The organism is Streptomyces sp. NPDC058246, assembly GCF_042881985.1.
Classification (GTDB): Bacteria; Actinomycetota; Actinomycetes; order Streptomycetales; family Streptomycetaceae; genus Streptomyces.
Map to the genome: position 1 here is coordinate 66,436 of NZ_JBHVWZ010000041.1, position 12,426 is coordinate 78,861.

The following is a 12,426-nucleotide window of genomic DNA, read 5'->3' on the forward strand; positions in this document are numbered from 1 at the left end:
CGGCGTCCGGGGTGGGGGCTGTGTCCGGTGTGGTGTCTGCGTGCGGGGTGGGGTCGGGGTGGGTGGTCCAGGTTGCGGTGACGATGTCGATCCGGTCGGTGAGGTCTTCGGCGGGTCGTGTCAGTGTGTGGTCCGTGGTGATGAGCAGGCCGTGTGCGGTGTGCAGGAGGTCGGCGACGCGGGTGCGGGTGCCGTCGGGCAGGGTGAGTTCGCGGTCGGGCGGCATGCGCCGGCCGAGCAGGGGGTGGTCGCCCTTGCCCAGGTCGTAGCGGATGCCCAGGCCGCTCACGATCCCGGCGACCTGCTCCGCCGCGTCCTTGTGGGCCAGCAACTCGCCCACGACCTCGCGGACCGGGTCCATGGCGGCCTCGCCGAGGTAGATCTTCGACGCCGCCTGGGCGTTGCGGATCAACTCCCGCCCGACGGGGTGGCGTTCGGCGTGGTAGGTGTCGAGCAGGCCCTCGGGCGCCCAGCCCTTGACGGTTGCCGCGAGCTTCCAGCCGAGGTTCGCGGCGTCCTGGAGTCCGGCGCTGAGTCCCCACGCGGCCAGCGGCGGGATCTCGTGCGCGGCGTCGCCCGCCAGGAGCACCCGGCCGCGCCGGTACTCCTCGGCCAGAGCGGCGGAGTTGCCGCAGGCCCACAGCCACTGGGGCTCCGCGTGGTCGATGGACTCACCGGTGAGCCGCCGCCAGGCGTCGGCGACCTGCGCGAACGTCAGCGCTCCCGGGTCCGGACGGGCGGGCAGCGCCAGGTCGTGGATGACGACGCGGAAGCGGCCCTCGCCCAGCGGAGTGCACACCACCATGCTGCCGCCGGGAAGACGCTCGCCGATGGGCCGGGGGCGCAGGGCGACGCCGGTGATCTCCGCGGTGTACATGCCCCGGGTGGCCTCCCAGCCCGGAGCCGGGATTCCGGCCAGCGCGCGGACGGTGCTTCCCGCGCCGTCGCAGCCGACCAGATACGCGGCGGTCTCCTCGCCGGGGCCGTCGGGGCCGGCGAAGGAGACCACGACGCCCTCGGGTGTCTCGCGGAGTCCGGTCACCTCGTGGCCGCGGCGCACCGGGACGCCGAGCTCGGCCAGCCAGCCGCCCAGCGCCTCCTCGGTCCTGGCCTGGGACAGGCCCAGCACTCCACTGTGGTCCTCGTCGAGCATGCCGAGGTCGAAGCGGACCCCGCCGAAGTGTCCCATCGGGCCCCACCGGAACTCGCCCAGCCGGGGGAGCAGTCCGCGCTGACCCAGCGACTCGGCGGCCCTCCGGTTGAAGCCGAGGGCACGGGATTCCCCGCTCGGGGCGGGCAGCTTGTCGTAGACGACCACGTCCACCCCGCCCAGGCGGAGTTCTCCGGCCAGCATCAGGCCGACAGGCCCGGCACCGACCACTATGACGTCCGTAGTTTTCATATTCAGGCCCTCTGCGCTGAGGCAATAGTTGGCCAGCGTGAAGCTACCCAGCGCCATGTTCGACCGCAATGAGTTGAATGCGCGCGCGCCGGTCGGGCGTTCGACCGCGGATTCAGCGTGCTTGAACGCGGTTTTTGAACGCTTTGAATGCGGAGGCCGAATGGCAATGTAGGAGGTGCCTCCGGCTTTTGCCTCTTACTACCGTGAATGCATAAGTAATTCGGCGCGCCTCAGGCGGAACGCCATCACGAAGGGAAACGACGTGCCGGTCGAGAAGATCGCGCTCATCACGGGAGCCAACAAGGGCATCGGGTTCGCCATCGCGCGGCAGCTCGGTGAGCAGGGCGTCGTCGTCATCGTCGGCGCGCGGGACGAGGTGCTCGGCAAGCAGTCCGCCGACGCGCTGGCCGGCGACGGCGTCACGGCGGTGCCGCTCCGGCTCGACGTGACGGACCCGGCGTCCGTGGCCGAGGCCGCCCGCGAGATCGAGGGGCGGTACGGACGCCTGGACATCCTGGTGAACAATGCCGGCGTCGCGGGCGGCTTCACCGGGACGCCCGGCGAGGCGACCGCCGCCGACCTGCGGGAGGTCTACGAGACGAACGTCTTCGGCGTGGTCACCGTGACCCACGCGATGCTGCCGCTGCTGCGGCGCTCTCCGGCCGGCCGCGTCGTCAACCTGTCCAGCCATGTGGGGTCGCTGACCCTGAACTCGGATCCGGGTTCCCCGCTGGCGGGCGTCAACATGATCGCCTACCAGTCCTCGAAGACAGCGCTGAACGCGGTCACGGTCGCGTACGCGAAGGAGCTGCGAGGGACCCCGATCAAGGTCAACGCCGCCCTCCCCGGAGTGGTGGCCACCGACATCAACCACCACCGCGGTCACCGGACACCCGCCGAAGGAGCGGTGATCGCGGTCCGGCTCGCCCTGCTGGACGAGGCCGGCCCGTCGGGCGAGTGCCTGGCGGATGACGGACCCGTTCCGTGGTAGCGCGGAACGTCGCGAACGAAGGATCGTCACCGACAGAGGAAGAGGTACGGCCTTGTACCAGATCACGATCAGCGACCTCCAGACCATCATGCGCCAGTGCGCGGGCGAGGCCGAGGACGCGCTCTCGCTCGAGCAGGCGCCCGACCGCACCTTCGAGGAGCTGGGATACGACTCCCTCGCGCTGCTCGAGACGCACAGCAGGATCGAGCGGGATTTCGGCGTAGAGCTCTGCGAAGACGAGGTCGGCGGGATCAACACCGCACGGGAGCTTGTCGACTTCGTCAACTCGCTGGTGCAGCTGAAGGTGATGTCGACGGCCTGATCCCCCGAGGGATCGCGGCCGTTCGCGGCCATCACATCTGATCGTCATGCCGGGCGAGGACCCGGCGGACAAGAGGCATGGAGGCAAGCAGTGGCGGTTGAAGGAACGACCCTGGTGCTGGGCGGTACCGGCCGGCAGGGCGGGGCGGTGGCCCGCGAACTGCTGCGGCGCGGGCGATCCGTGCGCGCACTGGTCCGCGACCCGCGGAAGGAGGAGGCGCGAGCACTCGAGGAGGCGGGCGCGGTCCTCGTCCGCGGTGACATGGACGACGAGGCTTCGCTGGTGGCGGCGATGAAGGACGTCCACGGGGTGTTCAGCGTCCAGACGTTCAGGGGCCCCGGCGGGGTCGGCGCCGAGGAGCGGCAGGGCAGGGCGGTGGCCGACGCCGCGGTGCGGGCCGGGGTGCGGCACTTCGTCTACAGCTCGGTCGGCGGCGCGGACCGGGACACCCGTGTCCCGCACTTCGAGAGCAAGCTGAGGATCGAGCGATACCTGCTGACGCTCGATCTGCCGACGACGGTGCTGCGGCCGGTCATGTTCCACGACATCCTCCTCGACATCGCCCCGCGCCCGGTGGAGGGCGAGCTCGTCCTGTCCATGTGGCTGGACCCCGAGACGTCGGTGCAGCTCATCGCGCCGAGCGACATCGGAGCGTTCGCCGCGGACGCCTTCGACGACCCGGACACCTGGATCGGCCGGGTGGTCGAGATCGCCGGTGACGATCTGACCGGACCGCAGATGGCCGCGGCGTTCGAGGCCGTGTCCGGCGTCCCGACCCGCTTCCAGCAGCTGCCCATCGAGCCACTGCGCGCGGCCCGCCCGGACCTCGCCAACATGTTCGACTGGTTCGCGCGTGACGGCTACCACGCCGACCTGCCCGAACTCCGCCGGAACAGGCCGGATCTCGTGTCCCTGGAGAGCTGGCTGAGCGACAACTGGACCGCCCCCCTGGTCGGGACACGTCGCTGAGAGAGGATCTCAGGTGAAGACCGGATCGCGGGTACGGGTGCGCTTGAGCTCGAAGAACCCGTCGGTCCCGGCCACGGCGAGAACACCGTCCCAGAGCTTCACCGCGGCTTCGCCGCGCGGGGTCGGTGTCACCACCGGGCCGAAGAAGGCCACGTCCCCCACCGCGATGACGGGGGTGCCCACATCGGTGCCGACGCGGCCGATCCCGTCGTGGTGCGAGGCGCGCACCGCGCCGTCGAACGCGTCGGACCCGGCCGCGTCGGCCAGGGCGGGATCGAGGCCCGAGGCGGTCAGGGCCGCCTCGTAGGTGGACCGCTCCTTGGCCGCCTTCTCGAGATGGAACCGGGTACCGAGTTCGGTGTACAGCCCGCCCAGCACCTCGGATCCGTACGTCCGCTCGGCGGCGGCGCAGACCCGCACCGGCTCCATGCGCAGGGCCAGGTTCCGGTGCCAGCGCTCGGGCAGGTCGGTACGTCCCTCGTTGAGCACGGTCAGGCTCATGATGTGCCAGCGGAGCTCAAGGGGCCGGCGCCGCGCGACCTCGAGAATCCAGCGGGAGGTCAGCCACGCCCAGGGACAGGTCGGGTCGAACCAGAAATCCACCTGGGTCGGGGTGTCGTGCGCCAACGTCAGCCTCCTTGATGTGTCTGCGGGAACGGGATCAGTAGTTTCCGAGGCCTCCGCAGACATTGATCGCCTGCGCGGTCACGGGCGCCGCCGCCGCGGAGACCAGATAGGCGACGAGGCCGGCCACCTCGTCGGCGGTGGAGTAGCGGCCGAGCGGGATCTTCGCCTCGAAACGCTCGAGGATCTCCGCCTCGGTCGTCTCGAAGTGCGCGGCGTAGCCCTGCCGTACCCGCTGCGCCATCGGCGTCTCCACATAACCGGGGCAGACGGCGTTGACCGTGACGCCCGTCTTCGCGAGTTCGAGCCCGAGCGCCTTGGTGAAGCCGATGACACCGTGCTTGGACGCCGAGTAGGGGGCGCCGAGCACGACGCCCTGCTTGCCGCCGGTCGAGGCGATGTTGATGATGCGGCCCCACCCGCGCTCGACCAGGTTCCCTGCCTTGAGCACCGCGCGCGTCATCAGGAAGACGCTGTTCAGGTTGGTGTCGATCACGTCGTACCAGAGCTCGTCCGCGATCTCCGCGGTCGCGCCGCCGCCGCTGCGCCCGGCGTTGTTGACCAGGATGTCGATCCGCCCGTACCGCTCGACGACCGTGTCGACGAGGCGGGTGACGTCGTCCGGGTTCCGGACGTCGGCGGCCAGGCCGTCGGCGTCATGGCCGTTCGCCCGGAGCTTGTCGACCGTCTCCTTGACCGTCTCGGCGTTCCGCGCGCACAGGAAGACCCTGAGCCCCTGGCTCGCGAGGTTCTCGGCGATTGCCAGGCCGATTCCGCTCGTTCCGCCGGTGATCAGCGCTGTCTGCTGTCCCTTTTCCGCCATTCCGGCTGCTCCTTCTCGGGGTGTATGTGGGGTCGGGACAACCTGGCAAGAAGGGCCGGATTCCCGGTCGAGCGCCGGTAGAGGTAGTTCTGTTCAACCGCATAGATTCTCCGGTTGAACGTTCAAGGCGACAATTCAAATAATTCCGGAGTTGCGGGCCTGAGAAGTGCCGACCTACCGTCTGGAATCCACGAAAAAGGCGCTCTGAAAGGAAATCCATGTCCGCATTGTCCGAGGACCGTGACCAGTCCGACGCGTACTCGCTACTCGATCTGATTCAGGGTGCCGTGATCACCCAGGCGATTTCCGTCGTGGCCAAGCTCGGCATCGCGGATGTCCTCGCCGACGGACCGCTGTCCGCCGAGGACATCGCCGGGCGGGTCGGCTCCGACCCCAAGGCGACCCACCGGATCCTGCGCGCGCTCTCCGGCCACGGGGTCTTCGCGGTCCGTCCGGACGGCCGGTACGAGCACACGCCGCTGTCCGACAAGCTCCGGGACGACGCGCCGGACTCGATGCGCGGCTTCGCCCTGCTGACGGGCCACCCCCTGCTGTGGGAGGAGTGGGGCCACCTGATCAGCACCGTGGAGACCGGCGAGCCCAACCTGCCGAAGCTGCGGGGCATGGGCGCGCTGGACTTCTTCCACGCGACCCCCGACTACGCGGCCGTGTTCTTCCACGCGTTCGGCAAGCTCTCGGAGTCGGAGACCGACCCGATCCTGGCCGCCTACGACTTCTCCCAGTTCCACACCGTCGTGGACGTCATCGCCGGTCGCGGCAACCTGCTGGCCGGCATCCTCAAGCAGGCGCCGGACGTCAAGGGCGTGCTGTACGACTCCGAGGTCGCGACCGTGGACTCGCCCGCGCTCTTCGAGTCGGCCGGGGTCGCGGACCGGCTCACGATCGCGCACGGCGGCTACCTCGACAAGCTGCCGACGGGCGCCGACGCCTACGTCTTCAAGCACATCATCCACGACTTCTCCGAGGCCGACGCCGTGACGGCCCTGCGCAACGCGCGCGAGGCGATCGGCCCCGACGGCAAGCTGCTCGTCATCGAGTACGCGCTCCCCGAGAACAACGAGCGCCACCTCGGCCACACCATCGACCTCTGGCTGATGCTCATGCTCGGCGCCCAGGACCGCACGCTGGCGGAGTACACCGAGCTGTTCGCCAAGGCCGGCTTCAAGGTCACCAGGGCCGTCCCCACCACCGCGCCGATCTCGATCATCGAGGCGATCCCGGTCTGATCCCGGCGACCGAAGCCGGTCCCCCGCAGGAGTCGAGGCTCAGGACAGGAAAAAAAGTGGAAACCGATGTCATTGTTATCGGGGCAGGTCCCGCGGGACTGACGCTCGCGGCCGAGCTCCGTCTCGGCGGCGCCGACGTCATCGTCTTCGAGCAGCGGACCGAGCGGAGCTGGGAGTCGCGCGGCATCGGCTTCACCGCGAGGGCCACCGAAATGTTCCACCAGCGCGGGATCCTCGAACGCCTGGAGAACATCGAGATCACCCGGCAGGGGCACTTCGGCGGCATCCCTGTCGACTACGGGGTGCTGGAAGGCTCGCACTTCGGAGTGCGCGGCGCGCCCCAGTACAAGATCGAGGACATGCTCGAGAACTGGGCGCTGGAGCTGGGTGTGTCCCTGCGCCGCGGCCGCGAGCTCGTCGGCCTGACCGACACCGGGGACGGCGTCACCGCGATCGTGCGGGGGCCGGAAGGACCCGAGGAGTACGCCGCCCGCTACCTGGTGGGCTGCGACGGCGGGCGGAGCACGGTCAGACGTCTGGCGGGCTTCGAGTTCGCCGGCTCCGACGCCACCCGCGAGATGTACCTGGCGGACGTCAGGGGCTGCGACATCAAGCCGCGGATGATCGGTGAGCTGCTGCCGAACGGCATGGTGATGGCGGCGCCGCTGGAGCAGGGATACACCCGCATCATCGTCTGCGAGAACGGGACGTCGCCGGACCGGAGCCGCGAGGTGACCTTCACTCAGGTCGCGGACGCCTGGCAGCGGTTGACCGGCGACTCGATCCACGACGGCGAGGCGCGCTGGGTGAGCGTCTTCACCGACGCCACCCGCCAGGCCACCGAATACCGGCGCGGCCGGGTGCTGCTGGCCGGGGACGCCGCGCACATCCACCTCCCCGCCGGTGGGCAGGGGCTGAGCGTGGGCGTGCAGGACGCCTTCAACCTCGGCTGGAAACTGGCGGCGACGGTCAAGGGCCGGGCCCCCGACGGCCTGCTGGACACCTACCACGCCGAGCGCCACCCGGTGGGGGCGCGGGTCCTGCGCAACACGCTCGCCCAGGGGACGCTCAACCTCACCGGCAGGTCGGTCGAGCCGCTGCGGACCGTCATGGCGGAGCTCATCGCGATCCCGGCGGTGGCACGGCATCTGTCCGGCATGGTGAGCGGGCTGGACATCGGCTACGAGCTGGGCGGACCCGACCCCGGCCGGGCGGCGCACCCGCTGCTCGGCGCCCGGATGGCCGACCGCGAACTCGAGCTCGCCGACGGCGGCCACGACCGGATCGCGCGGCTGCTGCACCCGGCCCGGGGCGTCCTGATCACCGCCGACGCCTCGGACGACACGAGCCGGACCGCCGCCGGCTGGTCCGACCGCGTCGACCTGGTCCGCGTCAGGAGTTTCCCCGCCGGACCGGAGGAGGGCGGCGCCGCGACCGAGTCGGTGCTCATCCGCCCCGACGGCTACATCGCCTGGACCGCGCCGGACGGAGGCGGTCTCGTGGCCGCGCTGCGCCGCTGGTTCGGCGAGGCCGGCTAGAGGCCCCGTTACGAGAGGAGAAGAAACGTGACCAAGAACGCGGTACGTGAAACCGAACACGAGATCAACGTCGACGCCCCCGCCGAGCGGGTCTACGCGCTCATCGCGGACGTTCGCAGGTGGCCGGAGATCTTTCCCCCGACCGTGCACGCCGAGGTGGTCGACAAGCAGGGCGACACGGAGGTGATCCGGCTCTGGGCGACCGCGAACGGCGCCGCCAAGACCTGGACCTCCCGGCGCCGGCACGAACCGGAGCGCATGAGCGTGACGTTCCGTCAGGAGCGGTCGCAGCACCCGGTCGGCGGCATGTGGGGCGCGTGGGTGGTGGAGCCCGTCTCCGCGACCTCGTGCCGGGTGCGTCTGCTGCACGACTTCCACGCGGCGACCGGCGACCCGGCCGATCTCGACTGGATCAGCGAGGCGGTCGACCGCAACAGCACCTCGGAGCTCCAGGCGCTGAAGGCGAGCGCCGAGGCGACCGGCCCCGACGAGCTCATCACCTTCGACGACACCGTGACGGTCGACGGAAGCGGCAAGGACGTCTACGACTTCCTCAACGAGGCGCACCTCTGGCAGGAGCGGCTGCCGCATGTCGTCCGGGTGTCGCTGGAGGAGGACGAGCCCGGACTCCAGGTCCTGGAGATGGACACCCGTACGAAGGACGGCAGCACCCACACCACGCGGTCCGTGCGCGTGTGCCAGCCGGCGACGGCCATCGTGTACAAGCAGATCGTCCTGCCGGCGCTGATGACGCTGCACACCGGGCGCTGGTTCATCGAGGAGCGCGACGGCGGCGGGGTGTCGGTGACGTCGCGGCACACGGTGCGGATCAACACCGAGAACATCGCCGAGGTGCTCGGTGAGGACGCGACGGTCCAGACCGCGCGGGAGTTCGTCCGCACCGCCCTGAGCGGCAACAGCCTGGCCACCCTGGGCCTGGCGAAGGCCTACGCCGAGGGTGTCGGCGGCGGGCGCACGGCGCAGTGAACCTGCCCCGGGCGGCCGGGCGGATCGTCATCGTCGGCGCGGGCCCCGTCGGGCTCCTGCTGGCCTGCGAGCTGAGGCGGGCCCGGGTCCCGGTGGTCGTCGTGGAGCGTCTGGCCGCTCCGATGACCGAGTCCCGGGCCAGTCAGCTCACCACGCTGACGGCCGAGTTGCTGCACGAGCGCGGGTTCGACGCGCTGCTCGCCGAGGCCGCGCACGAGCCGCGGACGCACTTCGGAGGGCTGGGGTTCGAACTGTCCGCGGTGGACAGCGCGTACGGGGGCCACTGGAAGCTGCCCCAGTACCGGACCGAGGCCGCTCTGGGCGAGCGCGCGGTGGAGCTGGGCGCGACCGTGCTGCGCGCGCACGAACTGACCGAGATCACCGAGCGGTCGGATGACGTCGTCTGCGGGATCCAGGGCCCCGACGGCCGTCTGCCGATCCGGGCGGAGTACGTGGTGGGCTGCGACGGGGCCCACAGCACGGTGCGCCGGCTCGCCGGGTTCCCGGTGACGGCCACGGCGGCGACGAAGGAACTGCTGCGGGCCGACCTCACCGGACTGCGGATCCGCGACCGCCGGTTCGAACGGCTCGACGGCGGGTTCGCGGTGGCGGCGACCCGCGACGGCGTCACCCGGGTGATGGTGCACGTGTTCGGCGCAGAAGTGGCCGAACGCTCGGGGCCGCCCGGGTTCGGCGAGGTCGTCCGGGCCTGGGAGCGGGTGACCGGAGAGGACATCTCCGGGGCGACCCCCGTCTGGCTGGACGCCTTCGACAACGCCGAGGGGCAGGCCGACTCCTACCGGCGCGGCCGGATCCTGCTGGCCGGCGACGCCGCCCACTGGCATCCGCCGGTCGGCGGCCAGGCGCTCAACATCGGGCTCCAGGACGCGGTCGACCTGGGCCGGAAACTCGCCGAGACCCTGCACGGCCGGGCCGCGCCCGGGCTTCTCGACACGTACCACGACGAACGGCATCCCGTCGCGGCCCGGGTGCTCGACCATGTCGCGGCCCAGGAACAGCTGATGCTCGGCGGCCCCGAGATCGAGCCGCTGCGCGCGGTGCTCTCCGAGCTGATCGGCCTCGACCAGGTCCGAACCCATCTGACAGCGATGGCGAGCAACCTCGACCAGCGGATGTGAAAGACGGATACGCAGGCCTCGACCACCGGACGCGAACGACGGATACGCAGGGAAGGCAGGAGAGACAGTGCAGGACTTCGACACAGACGTGATCATCGTGGGGGCGGGCCCGACCGGGCTCATGCTCGCGGGCGAACTACGCCTGGCGGGCGTTGAGGCCGTCGTACTGGAACGGCTGACCGAGCCGATGCGGCAGTCACGCGCACTCGGCTTCTCGGCCCGGACGATGGAGGAGTTCGGTCAGCGCGGACTGCTGGAGCAGTTCGGCGAGATGGGCGTCATACCGTTCGGTCACTTCGGCGGCATGCCCCTCGACTACACCATCGTGCCGGGCGGCAACTTCGGTGTGCGGGGGGTGCCGCAGGCGTTCACCGAGTCGATCCTGAACACCTGGGCGGCCGGCCTCGGCGCCGAGATCCACCGCGGCTGGGAGCTCACCGGGCTGACCGCCGCTGACGACGGCGTCGAGGTCCGGGCGGACACGCCGGACGGCCCGCGCACCCTGCGCGCCGCCTACGTGGTGGGCTGCGACGGCGCGCGCAGTGCCGTCCGCACCCTGTCCGGCATCGGCTTCCCCGGCTGCGAGGCCACCCTGGAGATGCTGATGGCCGACGTCGCCGACGTCCAGGTGCGGCTCCGCCCCACCGGCGAGCTCGGCGAAGCGGGCATGGTCGTCGTGCTCCCCGTCGGACCGAACGCCACGCGCGTCGTCGTCTTCGAGCGGGGCGCGGGGGTGCGGCCGACCTCGGAGCCCCCCGCCTTCCAGGAAGTGGCCGACGCCTTCAAGCGTGTGACCGGCGACGACATCAGTGGCGGAAAGCCGTTGTGGCTCAGCTACTTCACCGACTCCAGCCGCCAGGCCGCCGCGTACCGCAAGGGCCGAGTCTTCCTGGCGGGGGACGCGGCGCACATCCACATGCCGATCGGCGCGCAGGGCATCAGCGCGGGCCTGGGCGACGCCGTCAACCTCGGCTGGAAACTCGCCGCCGAGCTCCACGGCCACGCCCCCGACGGGCTGCTCGACACCTACCACACCGAGCGGCACCCCGTCGCGGCCCGCATCCTCGCCAACACGCTCTCCCAGCGCAGCCTGTACCTCGGCGGCCCCGAGATGGACCCGATGCGGGCGGTCTTCGCCGAACTGCTGGCCTACGAGGACGTCCAGAAGCTCCTGGTCGGCATGGTCACGGGCCTCGACATCGCCTACGAAGCCGGGACCGGCGACCACCCGCTGCTCGGCCGGCGGCTGCCGGACTTCGAGCTCACCGGCGGATCGGCGGGCGAGGCGACGGCGTACGGGCTCCTGCACGGCGGGCGGGGCTTCGTCCTCGGCCTGCGCGGCGACGACGACCTGAGCGCCGCCGCGGAGCCGTGGGCGGACCGGGTCGACGTCGTCACCACGGCGTCCCGGCCGCAGGGGGCGCTCGCGGACGTCGAGGCGCTGCTGGTCCGGCCGGACGGCTACATCGCCTGGATCGGCTCCGGCGGATCGGGGACGGCCGGCCTGACGGACGCCCTGAGCCGCTGGTTCGGCGCTCCCCGCGACACGTACTAGGACATGACGCCCCGCCGCCGCGGGCGCTCAACGGTAACCAAGGAGGAACCATGCCGTTCATCAACCCCGAAGACGGTCACCTGACCGTCCTCAACCTGTTCAAGACCGACACCCGCGCGCGGGTGGACACGCTCGTCAAGGAGATGAAGGCGATCGTCGACACCGCGGCGTTCCCCGGCTGGATCTCGAGCACGGTGCACCGTGGCGAACAGACGCCGGGTACCGCGAACTTCATCCAGTGGCGTGGCATGCAGGACCTGGAGTCGCGCTACAACGACAGCGAGTTCAAGCACCACACCGTTCCGGTCTTCAGGGAGATCACCTCCTTCGTCCGCCTGATGCAGACCGAGGTGGAACTGAGCCGGCGTCACCCCGCGCTGGGCGACGTCACCGAGGTCTCGCCCGACCGCGACGACTACACGGTCATCGAGGTCCTCGGCGTGGACCCCGCCGAGCAGGGCGCCCTGGTCGCCACGCTGGGGACCGCCCACTCCTGGCTGGTGGACGTCCCCGGCTACCGCTCCCAGAGCGTGCTGCGCGGCATCCGCTCCCGCAACCTGGAGGGCGGCGCGGGCACCCTGGCGACCGTGGGCACGGACAACGACTTCGTGGTGGTCTACTCCCAGTGGGACGGCAAGGAGTCCTACGACACGTTCCGCACCCTGGCCGAGGCCGAGTGGCCGGCTGCCCGGCGCGGCTTCCAGGACAAGCGGAACTCGCTGACGACCAGCACCGACTGGAACGGCTACCGCGCCGTTCACACCCGGTCCGCGTCGCAGCCCGTGGCGGTCTGACCCCCGGACACCGAGAACGCGTGGGGCCCCTGGCT

General features: G+C 70.8%; 12 protein-coding genes. 9 read left to right on the top strand and 3 right to left on the bottom strand.

The window, feature by feature from the left end:
- The coding region (locus tag ACFVXA_RS36750) for an FAD-dependent monooxygenase (protein WP_390028385.1) at positions 1 to 1,402 on the bottom strand (1,402 nt) is incomplete at its 3' end.
- A 262-nt stretch (positions 1,403 to 1,664) separates the two neighbouring features.
- On the opposite strand from ACFVXA_RS36750, the gene ACFVXA_RS36755 reads away from it, so the two are divergent.
- The 3 genes from ACFVXA_RS36755 (at position 1,665) to ACFVXA_RS36765 (ending at position 3,684) form a co-directional block, all read left to right on the top strand.
- Complete coding sequence (locus ACFVXA_RS36755; RefSeq protein WP_383900435.1) at positions 1,665 to 2,393, top strand: SDR family oxidoreductase; 729 nt, start codon at positions 1,665 to 1,667, stop codon at positions 2,391 to 2,393.
- A 52-nt stretch (positions 2,394 to 2,445) separates the two neighbouring features.
- The gene (locus tag ACFVXA_RS36760) at positions 2,446 to 2,715 is read left to right on the top strand and encodes an acyl carrier protein (protein WP_362016388.1); all 270 of its coding nucleotides are present in this window, start codon (positions 2,446 to 2,448) and stop codon (positions 2,713 to 2,715) included.
- A 90-nt stretch (positions 2,716 to 2,805) separates the two neighbouring features.
- Positions 2,806 to 3,684, top strand: coding sequence for an NmrA/HSCARG family protein (locus ACFVXA_RS36765; RefSeq protein ID WP_362016386.1), 879 nt, complete (start codon positions 2,806 to 2,808; stop codon positions 3,682 to 3,684).
- A 9-nt stretch (positions 3,685 to 3,693) separates the two neighbouring features.
- Here the strand turns inward: ACFVXA_RS36765 and ACFVXA_RS36770 are convergent, their stop codons facing one another.
- Together ACFVXA_RS36770 and ACFVXA_RS36775 are read right to left on the bottom strand one after the other, a co-directional pair.
- Positions 3,694 to 4,311: a disulfide bond formation protein DsbA gene (locus tag ACFVXA_RS36770; RefSeq protein WP_390028386.1), complete on the bottom strand. Its 618-nt coding sequence runs from the start codon at positions 4,309 to 4,311 to the stop codon at positions 3,694 to 3,696.
- A gap of 34 nt (positions 4,312 to 4,345) precedes the next feature.
- Positions 4,346 to 5,131 (bottom strand): SDR family NAD(P)-dependent oxidoreductase, encoded by a 786-nt coding sequence (locus ACFVXA_RS36775; RefSeq protein ID WP_384023698.1) that lies wholly within the window; start codon positions 5,129 to 5,131, stop codon positions 4,346 to 4,348.
- Between the two features lie 218 nt (positions 5,132 to 5,349).
- On the opposite strand from ACFVXA_RS36775, the gene ACFVXA_RS36780 reads away from it, so the two are divergent.
- From ACFVXA_RS36780 to ACFVXA_RS36805, 6 genes are all read left to right on the top strand, one after another.
- Positions 5,350 to 6,378, top strand: a complete 1,029-nt coding sequence (locus ACFVXA_RS36780) for a methyltransferase (protein WP_362016380.1) — start codon at positions 5,350 to 5,352, stop codon at positions 6,376 to 6,378.
- Positions 6,379 to 6,434: 56 nt separating this feature from the next.
- Complete coding sequence (locus tag ACFVXA_RS36785) at positions 6,435 to 7,916, top strand: FAD-dependent monooxygenase (RefSeq protein WP_383737481.1); 1,482 nt, start codon at positions 6,435 to 6,437, stop codon at positions 7,914 to 7,916.
- 27 nt (positions 7,917 to 7,943) lie between these two features.
- Positions 7,944 to 8,903, top strand: coding sequence for an aromatase/cyclase (locus tag ACFVXA_RS36790; RefSeq protein WP_389472541.1), 960 nt, complete (start codon positions 7,944 to 7,946; stop codon positions 8,901 to 8,903).
- Complete coding sequence (locus tag ACFVXA_RS36795; protein WP_390028388.1) at positions 8,900 to 10,042, top strand: FAD-dependent monooxygenase; 1,143 nt, start codon at positions 8,900 to 8,902, stop codon at positions 10,040 to 10,042. The genes ACFVXA_RS36790 and ACFVXA_RS36795 overlap by 4 nt, the downstream gene beginning before the upstream one ends.
- A 67-nt stretch (positions 10,043 to 10,109) precedes the next feature.
- Positions 10,110 to 11,597, top strand: a complete 1,488-nt coding sequence (locus tag ACFVXA_RS36800) for an FAD-dependent monooxygenase (RefSeq protein WP_390028389.1) — start codon at positions 10,110 to 10,112, stop codon at positions 11,595 to 11,597.
- Positions 11,598 to 11,647: 50 nt separating this feature from the next.
- Positions 11,648 to 12,391 (top strand): antibiotic biosynthesis monooxygenase, encoded by a 744-nt coding sequence (locus tag ACFVXA_RS36805; protein ID WP_362016370.1) that lies wholly within the window; start codon positions 11,648 to 11,650, stop codon positions 12,389 to 12,391.
- Positions 12,392 to 12,426 lie beyond the last annotated feature (35 nt).